This window comes from Flavobacterium sp., from assembly GCF_031422135.1.
GTDB lineage: Bacteria > Bacteroidota > Bacteroidia > Flavobacteriales > Flavobacteriaceae > Flavobacterium.
In genome coordinates, this window is record NZ_JANOQD010000109.1 from 1 (window position 1) to 14,692 (window position 14,692).

Here is a 14,692-nt window from a genome sequence, read left to right on the forward strand (position 1 = left end):
CAAAAAACCCTTTAACTAATGTAACAGGATATTTTTTTTCAGCTACGATGTAAACGTTTGCTTTTTCCGTGGCATTAAAAAGATAGTACGGTGCCATCATATCAAAAATCTCTGTGCCATCATTATCAGCAATAATGACAACAGTTTTTTTGGAGCTGTCTAATTTTGGATGTGTATAAATGAAATCATTATTCCCTTTATAATTTTCCCAAGTCATAAATTTACGAATTGGGCTACAAGCCTCAAAAAGCCAGACAATTAGAAGGCTTGTTATAAGTAGAGTTGCGTAAACCATTTTTCTATTTTTCATTTTCTGTTGCTGATTTTAATATTCTTTGCAATTGTCTTGCCGACTTATACCCACATTCAGATGCGATATACTCAATAGTAAATTCGGGGTTATTTTTCAACGTTTTAGCTTTTTCTATACGCAGTTTGGTAAGATATTCCACAATAGTAATTTCGGTAGTATCTTTAAAAACCCGACTAAGGTTTCTAGGACTCATATTAACAATCGCACCTAATTTTTCTATAGAGATTTCACTTGCAATATTTTCAATTAAAAAATCCTGAGCTTGATGAATTTTTGGATTTATATGATTTCTGTAATCAAGATAAATACTTTGCTGGGTGTGTTTTGAACTTCTGCGGTGATATACAACAAGTCCACGAGCTACTTTATTTACAAATAGTGGGTCTGTTAATTCTTCAAGTATTGACAAGGCTAAATCTATGCCTGCACTAATGCCTGCACTTGTATAAATGTTACCACTTTTTGCAAATAAAACATCAGTCAAAACTTTTGTTTTCGGGTATAGCGTTTGTAATAAATCAATTCTTCGCCAATGTGTAGTACATTCTTTATTATCCAACAAACCTGCTTCTCCTAATACAAAAGCGGCATTACATACAGAACAAATATTTATTTTTCTTTTAGAACATTCGGCAAGCCATTTAAAAAACTCTTTTTCGGTTGAAATATGTCTTTGTAAACTTTCAAAATGTATTCCAGGAATAAAAATAAAATCGTTCTCTTGGAGTTTAGCTTTTTTGTAATTTTCAATTTTACCAAAAGGCAGACCAACAGCACTTACTGTGTCTGCTTGAAATGAATAGAATTCAATGCTAGTTTCAAAACCATAAAATTTGGCTTCTGTAAAAACTTGTACTGGCCCTGCAAGATCCAATAGCTCAACTGATGGCGGTATAATAAAAATTATTTTCTTCATATTACAAAAGTATAAGAAGTTTTTAGAGAATGAAAGGACAATGAAACGTCATATACAGACAGAGTGTAAAATAGATTTTGAGGTCAGTCCTAGTGAATTGTAGATTTAGTATATAAAAGTATATTTTCTAAAAGCAGTAAGAAAATACAAAGCACTAAACCATTGATTTGCCTTGATGTTTAGCTTATTTGTATTTAAAAATATTAAAAATGTTACTCCGCAAAGTATCGAATCTATGAGATAACTATTCATTTTTTGATTAGTTATAATTGGCAAAATACTATCTTCATTTAAACATCGTGGATGACTGGCATATTTTTGAATGATTTCTTGTGCAATTGGCAATAATTTCCAATTGTTATTGGAAGTCATTTCTCCTATAAAATCATTTTGTCCAATATGATATGGATGATGCGTTAATTAATCTATTAATAGCCTCAATAATACTTTGAACCTGACTCTTTTTGTGACTCAATTTAATCTATTATCGTGTTTGTGTATAATTAGTTGCGTGGTTAATCAGGGAAATTAGCAAATAATAAACGGATAGAAAACCCACAAGGATTTTCGTAAGTAAGCTGGAAGCAAGTAATTAATTATATATGGTATTGTAGCCAGTTATTATTTATTATCATATTTTATGAATTCCATTAAACTACCATCAGGGTCTCTAAAATAGAAACTGATTCCTTCACCATTAACACCAAATCTTTTAACTGGCCCAACTTCGATTTCTATTGAATTTAGGGCTAAATGTTGTTTTAACTCTTCAATTGATTTTTCCCAGATAAAACATAAGTCGCTACCTCCTGGCATAACTTTAATTTTTGCAACTGGCGTTCCGTCAATATTTGGTCCGTGACAATTCAATTGAGTTTTGCCAAATCTGTATGAGAATCCATTACCAATGGGTATGATTTCCGCACCCAAAACTTTTGAATAAAATTCGTTTGAAGATTCCCAGTTTGAAACGTGAATTACACAATGGTCAAGTTTAATGTTTTTCATATTTATAAATATTTAAAATGTTAGTAAAATGTTGAACCGCAAAGTGCTGATTTCAAAACCATAAAATTTGGCTTCTGTAAAAACTTGTACAGGTCCTGCAAGATCCAATAGCTCAACTGATGGCGGTATAATAAAACTATTTTCTTCATATTACAAATGTATAAGAAGTTTTTAAAGAATGAAAGGACAATGAAACGTCATATACAGACGGAGGATAAAATAGATTTTGAAGTCAACCCCAGTGAATTGTAGATTTAGAATATAAAAGTATGTTTTCTAAAAGTAGTAAGAAAATACAAAGCACAAAAGCACTAAACCATTGATTTGCCTTGATGTTTAACTTATTTGTATTTAAAAATATTAAAAATGTTACACCGCAAAGTATCGAATCTATGAGATAACTATTCATTTTTTGATTGGACAAAAGCGGTAAAATTGCTTTTCCAAGCTGGTGTTAATTCGGCTTTATTGTCCATTATTTTGTAATACACGTTTTAATATGTCTATTAAATTTGACGGACTTACTTTTGTTAGTTTTAAAGATTGACAACCGTTAAAAATTGCTAGACGATTTATTGATTCTACAAAAGATTCAACCCATAATTCAAGGTTTATACTTGTGTTTTCAATGTGTAGATGTATTAGTTCAAATTCTTTTTCTTTTCTATGCGCTTTGCAATCAACCCTTCCTATAAATTTATCTCCAAACAATATAGGCAAGCAAAAGTAGCCATATTTCCTTTTTTCTTTTGGCACATAACATTCCAATCGAAAATCGAAATTAAAAAGTTGTTTTATTCGGTCTCTATGAATAATTGAATTGTCAAACGGTGATAAAAGTCGAACACTTGAAACAGCTTTGGTTAAAGACTTTTCAAGTAAATCATTATCTACAAAAACTGAAGGCATATTTTCTATATTTACTTCTTGTATTTTTCCTTCTTGTAGCATTGATTGTAAAACCTCAATTGCATTTTTATTTAATAATTTATCAGATTTAAGGTGTGTAATTTGTTTAAGTGTTGTAAATCCGTAAGCTTGCAAATAGGTTTTCACTAAATATTCTGCAAACTCAAGTTGAGTTGGTAACGTAGTGTTAACTAATTTTGGCAAAACTTTTTCAGTAATTTCATACGTTTTCTGCATTCCGTTTCTGCTCGAAACCATTAAGTCTCCTTGCAAAAAAAGTCTTTCAAGTGCAACTTTTGTAGGCTTCCAACTCCACCAACTTCCTGCTTTTTTTGATTCATTTTCAAAATCTCGTGCTTTTTTTGGCCCTTCAGCACGAATAGTGTCCAATACATATTTCATTACTTTTGGGTCAGCATTATAATAATGTTTTTCATTTTGTTTTACATCTAACATTTGAGGCAATACAAAACGAAAATCTTTCATTGGAAGATATGAAGCTGCGTGGAACCAATATTCAAATACTTTTCGCTCGTCAACTAATTCATCTAAATATGAGGTTTGGTAGTTTGGAATCCTTGTCCACAAAGTATGATGATGAGCTCTTTCAACAATTGACAATGTATCTATTTGTATATATCCGAGATGTTCCACAGCTTTAAGCACTGCATTTTTATCTTTTCCAAAAGGATATGACTTTGTTAATCCTTGGCTTTCTAATGTTAAAAAACGAAGTTGCGATAAAGTCAATTCTCCTTTCATAAATTCTATTCAATAATTGAAATATAGGTTTCTACTTCTGCGTTATCTCCATCGTAGTATTTTTTACCGTGAACAGTAACATTTGAAAGATATGGTCTAAAGTGCTTACTGGAAATCCAATAATTAAAGTATATTTTCCTTTATAATCACTTTCATAATCGGTATAAACAGCATATATGTCTTCACTTTATTTATTTGGTATTTTATGAGAAATATTTTCTGACAAAAACTTGTTCCAAAGAATTTCTATATCAATCATTGACTCATTTGTCGTTTCAATTGAAATAACTATGATTTTAAAATTGCTCATATTTTCGTTAGTCTAATTTATACAGGGTGTTTTTTTTAAAGCTGACGCACAACGTTTAGTGATTTTAAAAGTTGTGGATTTGGTAAGCCCAGAAACTTACGATTGAGCCTGAACACAAAAATACAAAACAAAGTTTAAATTCAAAATCGATCCTTCAATTTCTTATAACTTCCCAAATTTATATTTTGTAAATAAAGTCAAAGAAATAGTAATCATAAAGAACAAAAATATTTTGTGCCATCTTCTGAATTTTCATCTTAATTAAGTGTTCTTAAATAATATTAATTTATTGCAATGGCAATTTTAGAATTGTTTGAAAATTTTTCTCTTAAAACCTGCATATCCTCACTTACTTTTTTGTCTAAAATTTTTGCGTAGTGTTGGGTAGTCTGTATATTTTTATGACCTAGCATTTTGCTTACAGTTTCAATAGGAACGCCATTTGTAAGTGTTATAGAGGTTGCGAAAGTATGTCGAGCCATATGAAAAGTAATTTCTTTTGAAATGTCGCATAAATCGCCTATTTCTTTGAGGTAACTATTCATTTTTTGGTTCGTTAAAACTGGCAAAATACTATCTTCATTTAGACATCTTGGATGATTTTCATATTTTTGAATGATTTCTTGGGCAATTGGCAGCACAGGTATTTTTGATTTAGTATCTGTTTTCTGGCGATTTTTAAAAATCCATTTTTCGCCATCAATACCAATTGCAATGTGGTCTTTTTTTAAGCCTTTTACATCAACATAAGCCAGTCCAGTATAACAGGAAAATATAAAAATATCCTTTACTAATGTTAATCGTTCTGATGAAAACCGTTTATTGTAAATTCTGTTTAGTTCTTCTTCAGTAAGAAAATCTCTTTCGACTTCTTTCATTTTTCCTTCATATCTGTTACAAGGGTTTTTATCTAACCAATCGTTGTCTAGACAAATCTTGATTATTTTTCTAAAATTCCTAACATATTTTACAGCAGTATTGTTGTTGCATTTTTTAATGCTTCGCAAATAGAATTCAAATTCAGTAACAAAAGCGTAGTCGATTTTATTAATGCTGATGTCCGAAACAGTGTATTTCCAAGATATGAATTCTTGCAGATGTTTCAAAGATATTTTGAAACGTTCTAACGTTCCGTAAGCATATCCATTTCCGATGAGGTCTTCGATTTTATCATTGTGATTTTGATAAATTGGAATTATCATTCTTTCTTTTTCATCTACCCCCAAGATTTTGCTTTTTAGTGTTTCAGCAGTTACAGGAATTTTTTTGTGTACTAATTCCATTTGCATATCAATGATTTGAATTCGTAGCATATCAAGATGGCTGTTTATTGAACGAGCTTCAATTGAATTACCTTTAATTTTACCAGCTTCTGTGGACCATTTGGTTATTTCAACAAACCTATTGGTACTCAATTCAATTCGTTTTCCATTGATGGTAATTCGTGTGTAGATTGGAACTAATCCGCTTACATTGGCTTTTGCTCTCTTTGCGTAAAAGAGAATTGATACTTTTGTTTTCATCGTGGTAACCTTTTAGTTATTATTAAATTTAATCATAATAAGACTAACACACAAGATGTACAATTTTTAAACTTGTCGTTGAACTGGTTGTAATGCCTTGTGAATGCTAGGTTGAGATAAAAATCGGTTACCCTAATTTCGGATAGTTTAGGGTAACCGATTTTATCCCTTTCGGTTCACGCATTAATGAATAATTTGATTATAAGGAAAAAGAAAAAACCCTTTAAATCATACGATTTAAAGGGTTTTGAAACAAATTGTAGTAATACTTGTGGGCGATGAGGGGTTCGAACCCCCGACCCCCTCGGTGTAAACGAGGTGCTCTGAACCAGCTGAGCTAATCGCCCTTTCGGGTAAAATATTTTCAATAAAAGTGGGCGATGAGGGGTTCGAACCCCCGACCCCCTCGGTGTAAACGAGGTGCTCTGAACCAGCTGAGCTAATCGCCCTAATCACTACAAATTGCTTTGTGAATTAGTGAGTGCAAATATACTATTGTTTTTTGAACCTGCAAACAAATAACCGAAAAAATCAAACAATTTCTGCTACTACAAAGGTACTTCCTCCGATATAAATAAAATCCGAATCTATCGAATCATTCAAAGCCTGTTGATAAGCTTCTGAAACAGAATTGTATGTGTTTCCAATTAATCCAAATTCCAATGCTTTTTGTTTCAAAATTTCGGCATTTAAACCCCGTAAAACATTTGGTTTACAAAAAAAATATTTTGCTTTTTTGGGAAATAATGGTAAAATTTCATCCAAATCCTTATCATTTACGAAACCTAAAATAAAAAATAAACTGTCAAATACTTCATTTTGAATCTGATTCAAGACACTTTTAAGTCCGTGGCTGTTGTGAGCAGCATCGCAAATCACTTTTGGGTTGGAATGAACTTGTTGCCAACGCCCTAGTAAACCAGTGTTTTTAACCACATTAATCAAGCCTTTTTCAAGATGGTTCTCTGTGATCTCAAAATACTTCCTTAATACTTGTATCGTTTGAACTACTGTTTTTTTATTGTGAATTTGATAGTCACCTAATAATCCTGACGGATAATCATTAGTAACCAAGTCGCAAGCAAAATAAATATCCGACAAACAGTCATTGGCTTTTGCCAAAAAAACTTCTTTGGTTTCTTTTGTATATTCTCCAACAACAACAGGGATATTTGACTTGATAATCCCAGCTTTTTCACCAGCAATTGCCACTAAGGTATTGCCTAAAAACTGAGTGTGATCTAATCCAATATTGGTAATTACCGATACTAATGGTGTTATAATATTAGTAGAATCGAGTCTTCCACCCATTCCCACTTCAATTACAGCAACGTCAATTTCTTGCTTTACAAAATAGTCAAACGCTAGACCAACGGTCATTTCAAAAAAACTTAATTTATTATCTTCAAAAAAAGACTTGTTTCTTGAAATAAAATCAACAACAAAATTTTCAGAAATTTCAATTCCATTTATTTTAACTCGCTCTCGAAAGTCTTTTAAATGTGGCGATGTGTACAATCCAACTTTATAACCCGCTTCTTGCAAAACCGAAGCAATCATTGACGAAGTTGAGCCTTTACCATTGGTGCCAGCCACGTGAATTGCTTTTATTTTTTGTTCTGGATTCCCTAGATGTTTGGCTAACAAAATGGTGTTAGTCAGATCATTTCTATACGCCGAAGCCCCTTGCTGTTGATACATTGGGAGCTGGACAAACATCCAATTTATAGTTTCTTGGTAATTCATATTCGTTTTTAAATCAGAAAATTCAAGGGTAAACAAAATAAAAATTGTATTTTTTAGTTTATTACTGTATAGAAATTTATCTTTAGTGCAAATTTGAGATTTTTTTTAATATAATCCTTACTTACAATATATTTATGATTGGATTTTTTCTTCAAGCCCAAAACGACACCCTTGCTGCTGCAACTGGAGCAGTGATTGAAAACATTGCCAAAGAAAACGAAATTTCTGTTTTGGAATTTATTCTAAAAGGAGGCTTTTTCTTGATTCCTATCTCGTTACTTTTATTCTACACTTTTTATGTAATTATCGAACGTTACATTTATTTGAAAAAACATACTAAATACGACACCCATTTGATGAAAGACATAAGAATTCATTTGAATTCTGGCAATATTGACTTGGCTATTTCCTCGGCTTCAAAAGATACTACTGCTTCTGGAAATGTAATCAAAGAAGGGCTTCACACTATCGGAAGACCTATTGCCGAAATCGAATCTAATATGGAAAAGGTTGCTAATATTGAAATTGGTCAAATGGAGCGCCGATTAGGACATCTTGGGCTCATTGCGGGAATTGCACCAACATTAGGTTTTATTGGAACTATCGGTGGTGTAATCAAGATTTTTTATAGCATTTCGATTACCGAAAATATTAGTATTGGGAATATTTCGGGCGGATTATATGAAAAAATGATTAGCTCTGGAGCTGGACTCGTAGTAGGAATCATTGCCTATTCTGCCTACCATTTGTTCAATGGAGTAATCGATAGTTTTTCGCTCAACATTCAGCGTCATGTGTTGGAATTTGTTAACATAATTCAGAGACCAAATGCCACAAATAAAACGAAATAAACGCTTTCACGCCGAAGTAGCCACCTCTTCGTTAAGCGACATTATGTTCTTTTTGTTGTTGTTTTTCTTGATTATATCTACGTTGGCAAACCCAAACGTCATCAAAATGACGTTGCCAAAAGCTAAAAATAACGAAAAAACCAACAAGCAACACATTACACTTTCAGTAACCGAAGAAAAAAAATTCTATCTTGACAAACAAGAAGTTTCTTTTGAAGAATTAGAAACTACATTGCTTTCCAAATTAGGCGAATCGAAAGACCAATCCGTAATTGTACGAATTCCGTACAATCTTCAAGTGCAAGATTTGGTGGATGTTTTACAGATAGGTGTAAAAAACAATTTGAAGTTTGTGATTGCTACGAGTGCTGGAAAATAATTTTTTGTGAGTTTTTCCACTTCAGTTGAAATTTTATAAAAAGGGTTTAATAGAAGAGGTATCTTGAATTTTAGCCCCGATTGAAGTGAAAATCCTTTTGCTTTTTTCTTTAAAAAGCAAAAGATTGGAACGTAAAGCGGGAGAAATCTTGAATTGGAACGGAAATATTGTGCTTCTAAAAAATACAGTTTTTATTACAATTTGTAAAAAACCTAATTCAGACTAAAACTATACACGATTTTTCCGACTTGTTTTTCGGGAGCATTGTCGCTGGCTTGCCATTTGGTATTCATTGCGGCAATTCGAGCTTGGTCGAGTAAACATTTAGCAGTATTGGTGGAGCCTTTCACCCCTGGCACAACACTGATGGTGTTTCCGTTTCTATCTACAGAAACTTCGACAACAACTTTGCCAGATTCGTTACACAAATACTTCGGAGCTGGTTTAGATAGTGCTTTTCTGTCTCCTAACGAATAGCCTATTCCGCCACCGCTGCCACTGCCAGAGCCGCCACCTGATCCAGAACCGCTACCTGAACCTGTTCCTGTGCCATTACCCGTTCCGTTTCCGCCGCCAGTTCCTCCTCCTGAACCACCAACGCCATATCCATCGCTGGTAATACTTCCGTTTGCTGATCCTTGGTTGCCTTGCGAACTGGAGTTTCCGTCACCGCCTTTATTCCCACCTTTTAGAATATTCGCCAAAGCATCGTTAGTGTTTTTGGTAACTTTAGGTTTTTCGACTACAGGTTTTGTTTCTTTTTTTGGGACTTCTACTTTAGATTTTTTTACTATTGTCGTTTTAGCAATAACCACATCGTCATCATCAGTCGCATTTTCTTGAGCTATAATTTGTTCGTCAGGTTCTGTTGGCTTTGATGTTGGTTGTTTGACTTCGTTTTTTATTTCCAACGCTTTGCTTTCGAAATTATTACTCGAACCAAAATCAGTATTGCCAAAATTTACGGTAACGCCACCACCACCGCCACCGCCAGCTAAAAGCAGTTCGGTAGTATTTGAAGGCGGCCAAAAGCGTATAAAAAACAACACAAGTAAAAACAACATATATATAATTGTTGCAATTACAAACGATTTTCTCTTGTCTGAAGCTGGAATTACTGCATTCATAAATAATCTATTAATCAGAATATAACGAAAATATGAACCATTTGGTATACTTATTCCAAAAATTATACCAATTGTTTCAAGGCAATTTCAAATGCTCTTGCGCTGATATTCTTTTTATCCGAGTTTAGAGCGTGTGTTTTTATAATTGCGTTTTTTATAATTTCTGAAGTGTCGTTAAAGATAGATTCATCTGTCATTTGAACTTTTTTCTCCATAAAATAGGCAAAAACACGAGCCATTCCGCAATTGGAAATAAAATCTGGAATCAAACTCACTTTGCTATCTACTTCTTCCATAATTGGTCCAAAGAAAATGGCAGTATCTGCAAATGGAACATTAGCACCACAAGAGATTACTTCCAATCCAGAAGCTATTAAGCTATCGATTTGCGGTTTGGTAACCAATCGAGAGGCAGCACAAGGGGTGAATATTTCGGCACCAATAGACCAAATTTTCGTGTTTATTTCTTCAAATGGCATCATATTTTGGGTAACCAATTTGTTGCCATCTTTGTTTAAAAACAATGCTTTTATTTCCTCAAAAGAAAAACCGCTTTCATTAATCAATCCGCCATCTCTATCAATGATTCCTACAACTTTAGCACCCATTTCTGCCAAATAGAACGCAGCAGCAGAACCTACATTTCCAAAACCTTGTACAATGGCTTTTTTGCCCACAACACTTCCTCCATAAATATCGTAATAATGACGCACTGCTTGAGCCACGCCATAACCCGTAATCATATCGGCGACAGTATATTTTTTGGTAATATCTGGTGAGAAAGTAGTGTTTTCAATTACCTTCACAACACCTTGTCGTAATTGTCCAATTCTGTTGATTTTGTCGGCTTCTGTTGGTCTAAAATGACCATTAAAAACACCTTCTTGTGGATGCCAAACGCCACATTCTTCGGTCATAGGGATTACTTCATGAATTTCGTCCACATTCAAATCTCCACCAGTTCCATAATAGCTTTTTAGTAATGGTGAAACTGCCTTATACCAACGTTGCAAAACACCTTTTTTGCGAGGATCGTTTGGATCAAAATTGATTCCTGATTTTGCACCACCAATGGCTGGTCCAGAAACGGAGAACTTTACTTCCATTGTTTTAGCTAACGAAAGTACTTCGTTAATATCCAAACCTTTACGCATACGAGTTCCGCCGCCAGCTGCACCACCACGTAGAGAATTGATAACAGTCCATCCTTCTGCATCGGTTTCAGGATCTTTCCAGTTAAAAACTATTTCAGGTTCTTTATTTTCAAAAATTTGAAGTAACTCTTTCATCATATAATTATTGTAATAAGCGTAAATATCTTTTATTTCTTAACAAACTTAATTAGTGGATTGCATTTAGATGACATATAAAATAAGAAACTATCATTAATAGTAACTATTTTAAATGACAATTATGAAGCTTAGTTTTATTTTCCTAATCCTAATAAATCTTTTTTGAGATCTTCGTCAACTGGATTATCAGAAAGCCAAATCCCAAAAAAAGCTTTTTTGAATTCAAAACCTGGTATTTTGCCTTCTAATTTATCATTTTTATATACCCAAATTGACAAATCTTCAGGGTTATATATTAAATTAAAAGCATCCCCTTCTTTTGTAATTTCAGAACCAATTAGCTTTTCAAGCATATCAACTTGCGATCGAATTGCTTCTATTTTATCCTCACCTACAGATTTTATTAACCCTTTGTTAAGAGCTTTAGATAATTTTTTAGAAGTAACCATTGAAGATATGATTTGAATTCTAACTGCCATTTTAGTATCGCTTTCTAAAATATATTTTGGATCCTGCGACAAAACTGACAAATAGAGTGCTTGAACATATATGTCAAGCCAAAATTTAGATCTAGTTCCAAAACCTATCAATTGTAATTCTTTACTTTTAAATTCAATTGTTCTTGGAACTACAACCCCTTCCAATTCAAAATTAGTTTGAGCGTTTGCTGTATAAAACTGAGCTGAGATTAAAAACAAAAACAATAAGACTATCTTTTTCATAATTCATAATTTTAAATTAACTTCAAAAATAATACTTTTAATTTGTCCAAACAGAATATTAGCTCAAATATTTTACAATTAACTAAAACGTTATAGTATTACTTAAACATCGGTTAAAATTCAGAAAAGCATTTGAAAGATTCAAAATTAACGCCTATATTTGACAACTCTTAAAAAAAAATTAAAAACCAAATATACTTACAAATGAACTTTGATTTAACCGAAGAACAATTGATGATTCAACAAGCGGCACGTGATTTTGCTGTAGCAGAATTATTACCTGGAGTAATTGAACGTGATGAACATTCTAAATTTCCAACAGAACAAGTCAAAAAAATGGCAGAACTTGGATTTTTAGGAATGATGGTTGATCCAAAATATGGAGGGTCAGGATTGGATAGCGTTTCGTATTCTTTGGCATTAGTAGAGTTATCTAAAATTGATGCTTCGGCAGCCGTTGTAATGTCAGTAAACAACTCATTAGTTTGTGCTGGAATCGAAAAATATGCGAGTGAAGAATTAAAACAAAAATACCTTATTCCACTTGCAAAAGGAGAAGTTATTGGTGCATTTTGTTTGTCAGAACCAGAAGCTGGATCGGATGCAACATCGCAAAAGACTACGGCAATCGACAAAGGAGACCATTATTTACTAAATGGCACAAAAAACTGGATTACAAATGGCGGAACAGCTTCTACCTATATCGTAATTGCACAAACTGATATTGAAAAAGGTCATAAAGGAATCAATGCTTTTATAGTTGAAAAAGGTTGGACAGGTTTTGAAATTGGCCCAAAAGAAAAGAAAATGGGAATTCGTGGTTCCGACACCCATTCGCTAATGTTTACTGATGTAAAAATCCCTAAAGAAAACCGAATTGGTGAAGATGGTTTTGGTTTCAATTTTGCCATGAATGTTTTAAATGCTGGTAGAATTGGAATTGCTTCTCAAGCACTTGGAATTGCAACTGGAGCTTATGAACTTGCACTAAAATACGCACAAGAACGCGTGGCATTTAAAAAACCAATTTTTCAACACCAAGTCATTGCCTTCAAGTTAGCCGATATGGCAACGCAAATTATGGCTGCCAAAATGTTAGTTTTGAAAGCTGCAACCGAAAAAGATGCAGGTCAAGACATTTCTCAATCGGGTGCAATGGCAAAACTTTTTGCTTCAGAAACCGCAATGAATACTACAATTGAAGCCGTACAAATTCACGGTGGAAATGGTTATGTATCCGAATATCACGTAGAACGAATGATGCGAGATGCAAAGATTACTCAAATTTACGAAGGAACTTCGGAGATTCAACGTATTGTAATTTCTCGAACTTTAGTAAAATAAAAATATTCCAATTCATATTTAAAACCCAGCATTTTGTTGGGTTTTTTTGTTTTTTGGCGTTCCTTTCTCTCGTTCCTCGTTCAAGTCGGGCTATCCACTTGTAGTCCTCGCACTTCCTTCGTCAGGCTCTGGGCTACCGCTTCTATCCCTCACGCAGGGCAAACGACAAATTAAAATTTACCGTTTCTAATTTCCGATAGTACAACTCAACTTGCGCCACAAAATTTCTAAAGGACCATAATTATTGTTTTTCAACCACCAAGTACAGAAAAAAATTTGCAAAATGTAAACACAAATCGCAATTATAAAATAAGAATAATAGGGTAAATTATAAAACAAACGCAAACCAAAACCCTGAAAAACAAAAAAACTAATTAGATTCTGAACCATATAGTTTGTCAAAGTCATTCGCCCAACAACCGAGAAATGAACAAAAATAGCCTTACAACGTTGTTTCAAAAACAACAAACAAATACACGCTGTAGTAAAAATCATAGTCAACAAAACAATCCAATAATTTGGAGAAAAATAAGCCAAATAAGTCGCTTTATGTTGTAATGAAAAGAATAAAATCAAACTCAAAACCAAAGCAGAAACAAAAGAAAGCAATGCAATCGTTTTAACTTTCTTCAGGTTAGAGAAAACCGTTTCAAAAAAATTCGTTTTCTGCGCCCAAAGCCCCAACAACATACAAACAAACATAACACAATGTGCCGTTACCGAATATCCTAGATTGACAACTTCAAAATAATAGGAAGTCCAAAAATTAAATCGAAACAAGTCAACAAAATAATAACTATACCGCAACGGAGCAACAAGCGCAAGTTGAGTTTCTACATGCGACATATCCAAACTATTGATATAAGCATCTAAAAATGGGATAAAAAACAATATAGTCAAAGCAATAATTAATATTTGCTTTGCTGGTAATTTATAAAAAAACAAAATCAACAAACCCAAAAAAGCATAATCCCTTAAAATATCTCCATCGTAAATAATACTGTTTACAAACGCAAACAAAAACAAAACCAACATACGTTTAACAAAACCCAAATACGAATTACCTTGGAATTTATCCATAAAAACTCCAAAACCGAAACCAAACAAGACAAAAAGCAACGACCAGCCTTTGGCTGAAAACAAAAATCTTTCCAAAGTTTGCAAAATATCGCTCACAATGCCTTTGTCAACTATCTGATAATCTTCATTATAAGCAAAAACACTATAATTACAAATAACCACGACCAGCAAAGCCCAGCCTCGAAGTATGTCTATGATTTTTGTCCTAGTTGTTAAATTCATTTGTTTTGATATTGGTTCATATAATCAAGAAATATTGAGAGAAAAGTAAACAAAAAAGCCCTATCCGTTTGGATAGGGTTTTTCAAAAGAAAGGCGACGACATACTCTCCCACAAAATTGCAGTACCATCTGCGCAGGCGGGCTTAACTTCTCTGTTCGAGATGGGAAGAGGTGAGCCCCGCCGCAAT

Annotated in this window: 14 protein-coding genes, 2 tRNA genes and 1 rRNA gene; 3 read left to right on the top strand and 14 right to left on the bottom strand. The window is 33.2% G+C overall.

Annotation, left to right across the window (positions count from 1 at the left end; translation table 11 throughout):
* The 9 genes from RMO70_RS13880 to RMO70_RS13920 all read right to left on the bottom strand — a co-directional run.
* On the bottom strand, positions 1-310 hold a 310-nt coding region (locus RMO70_RS13880; RefSeq protein WP_310557039.1), incomplete at its 3' end, for a hypothetical protein.
* Positions 300-1,229, bottom strand: coding sequence for a DJ-1/PfpI family protein (locus RMO70_RS13885; RefSeq protein ID WP_310557040.1), 930 nt, complete (start codon positions 1,227-1,229; stop codon positions 300-302). The genes RMO70_RS13885 and RMO70_RS13880, both read right to left, overlap by 11 nt.
* Positions 1,230-1,334: 105 nt before the next feature.
* Complete coding sequence (locus tag RMO70_RS13890) at positions 1,335-1,601, bottom strand: hypothetical protein (RefSeq protein ID WP_310557041.1); 267 nt, start codon at positions 1,599-1,601, stop codon at positions 1,335-1,337.
* A gap of 249 nt (positions 1,602-1,850) precedes the next feature.
* Complete coding sequence (locus RMO70_RS13895; protein WP_310557042.1) at positions 1,851-2,237, bottom strand: VOC family protein; 387 nt, start codon at positions 2,235-2,237, stop codon at positions 1,851-1,853.
* A gap of 465 nt (positions 2,238-2,702) precedes the next feature.
* The gene (locus tag RMO70_RS13900; RefSeq protein ID WP_310557043.1) at positions 2,703-3,908 is read right to left on the bottom strand and encodes a DNA glycosylase AlkZ-like family protein; all 1,206 of its coding nucleotides are present in this window, start codon (positions 3,906-3,908) and stop codon (positions 2,703-2,705) included.
* A 591-nt stretch (positions 3,909-4,499) separates the two neighbouring features.
* Complete coding sequence (locus RMO70_RS13905; protein WP_310557044.1) at positions 4,500-5,741, bottom strand: site-specific integrase; 1,242 nt, start codon at positions 5,739-5,741, stop codon at positions 4,500-4,502.
* Between the two features lie 272 nt (positions 5,742-6,013).
* Positions 6,014-6,088: transfer RNA gene (locus RMO70_RS13910), tRNA-Val, on the bottom strand.
* A gap of 27 nt (positions 6,089-6,115) precedes the next feature.
* A tRNA-Val gene (locus tag RMO70_RS13915) sits at positions 6,116-6,190 on the bottom strand.
* Between the two features lie 82 nt (positions 6,191-6,272).
* Positions 6,273-7,487, bottom strand: a complete 1,215-nt coding sequence (locus RMO70_RS13920) for a folylpolyglutamate synthase/dihydrofolate synthase family protein (protein WP_310557045.1) — start codon at positions 7,485-7,487, stop codon at positions 6,273-6,275.
* A gap of 134 nt (positions 7,488-7,621) precedes the next feature.
* Here RMO70_RS13920 and RMO70_RS13925 point away from each other — a divergent pair, with 134 nt between their 5' ends.
* A complete protein-coding gene (locus RMO70_RS13925) occupies positions 7,622-8,338 on the top strand; it encodes a MotA/TolQ/ExbB proton channel family protein (RefSeq protein WP_310557046.1) in 717 nt (238 codons plus the stop codon).
* Positions 8,316-8,717: a biopolymer transporter ExbD gene (locus tag RMO70_RS13930; RefSeq protein ID WP_310557047.1), complete on the top strand. Its 402-nt coding sequence runs from the start codon at positions 8,316-8,318 to the stop codon at positions 8,715-8,717. Before RMO70_RS13925 ends, RMO70_RS13930 begins: the two co-directional genes overlap by 23 nt.
* Before the next feature lie 212 nt (positions 8,718-8,929).
* On the opposite strand, the gene RMO70_RS13935 is transcribed toward RMO70_RS13930, so the two are convergent.
* The 3 genes from RMO70_RS13935 to RMO70_RS13945 all read right to left on the bottom strand — a co-directional run bounded on the left by RMO70_RS13935 (position 8,930) and on the right by RMO70_RS13945 (position 11,858).
* Positions 8,930-9,844 (bottom strand): energy transducer TonB, encoded by a 915-nt coding sequence (locus RMO70_RS13935; protein ID WP_310557048.1) that lies wholly within the window; start codon positions 9,842-9,844, stop codon positions 8,930-8,932.
* Positions 9,845-9,906: 62 nt separating this feature from the next.
* Complete coding sequence (locus tag RMO70_RS13940) at positions 9,907-11,133, bottom strand: Glu/Leu/Phe/Val dehydrogenase dimerization domain-containing protein (protein ID WP_310557052.1); 1,227 nt, start codon at positions 11,131-11,133, stop codon at positions 9,907-9,909.
* Between the two features lie 137 nt (positions 11,134-11,270).
* Positions 11,271-11,858, bottom strand: a complete 588-nt coding sequence (locus RMO70_RS13945) for a chalcone isomerase family protein (protein ID WP_310557049.1) — start codon at positions 11,856-11,858, stop codon at positions 11,271-11,273.
* Positions 11,859-12,062: 204 nt separating this feature from the next.
* Between RMO70_RS13945 and RMO70_RS13950 the strand changes: the two genes are divergently transcribed.
* A complete protein-coding gene (locus tag RMO70_RS13950; protein ID WP_310557050.1) occupies positions 12,063-13,202 on the top strand; it encodes an acyl-CoA dehydrogenase family protein in 1,140 nt (379 codons plus the stop codon).
* 186 nt (positions 13,203-13,388) lie between these two features.
* On the opposite strand, the gene RMO70_RS13955 is transcribed toward RMO70_RS13950, so the two are convergent.
* Together RMO70_RS13955 and rrf are read right to left on the bottom strand one after the other, a co-directional pair.
* Positions 13,389-14,504 (bottom strand): DUF418 domain-containing protein, encoded by a 1,116-nt coding sequence (locus RMO70_RS13955; protein ID WP_310557051.1) that lies wholly within the window; start codon positions 14,502-14,504, stop codon positions 13,389-13,391.
* A gap of 88 nt (positions 14,505-14,592) precedes the next feature.
* Positions 14,593-14,692 (bottom strand): 5S ribosomal RNA (gene rrf / locus RMO70_RS13960); the annotation flags it as partial.

Coding starts and splice junctions, on each gene's coding strand:
- RMO70_RS13885 (WP_310557040.1), bottom strand. CDS start 1,229: ATGAAGAAAATAATTTTTATTATACCGCCATCAGTTGAGCTATTGGAT.
- RMO70_RS13890 (WP_310557041.1), bottom strand. CDS start 1,601: ATGACTTCCAATAACAATTGGAAATTATTGCCAATTGCACAAGAAATC.
- RMO70_RS13895 (WP_310557042.1), bottom strand. CDS start 2,237: ATGAAAAACATTAAACTTGACCATTGTGTAATTCACGTTTCAAACTGG.
- RMO70_RS13900 (WP_310557043.1), bottom strand. CDS start 3,908: ATGAAAGGAGAATTGACTTTATCGCAACTTCGTTTTTTAACATTAGAA.
- RMO70_RS13905 (WP_310557044.1), bottom strand. CDS start 5,741: ATGAAAACAAAAGTATCAATTCTCTTTTACGCAAAGAGAGCAAAAGCC.
- RMO70_RS13920 (WP_310557045.1), bottom strand. CDS start 7,487: ATGAATTACCAAGAAACTATAAATTGGATGTTTGTCCAGCTCCCAATG.
- RMO70_RS13925 (WP_310557046.1), top strand. CDS start 7,622: ATGATTGGATTTTTTCTTCAAGCCCAAAACGACACCCTTGCTGCTGCA.
- RMO70_RS13930 (WP_310557047.1), top strand. CDS start 8,316: ATGCCACAAATAAAACGAAATAAACGCTTTCACGCCGAAGTAGCCACC.
- RMO70_RS13935 (WP_310557048.1), bottom strand. CDS start 9,844: ATGAATGCAGTAATTCCAGCTTCAGACAAGAGAAAATCGTTTGTAATT.
- RMO70_RS13940 (WP_310557052.1), bottom strand. CDS start 11,133: ATGAAAGAGTTACTTCAAATTTTTGAAAATAAAGAACCTGAAATAGTT.
- RMO70_RS13945 (WP_310557049.1), bottom strand. CDS start 11,858: ATGAAAAAGATAGTCTTATTGTTTTTGTTTTTAATCTCAGCTCAGTTT.
- RMO70_RS13950 (WP_310557050.1), top strand. CDS start 12,063: ATGAACTTTGATTTAACCGAAGAACAATTGATGATTCAACAAGCGGCA.
- RMO70_RS13955 (WP_310557051.1), bottom strand. CDS start 14,504: ATGAATTTAACAACTAGGACAAAAATCATAGACATACTTCGAGGCTGG.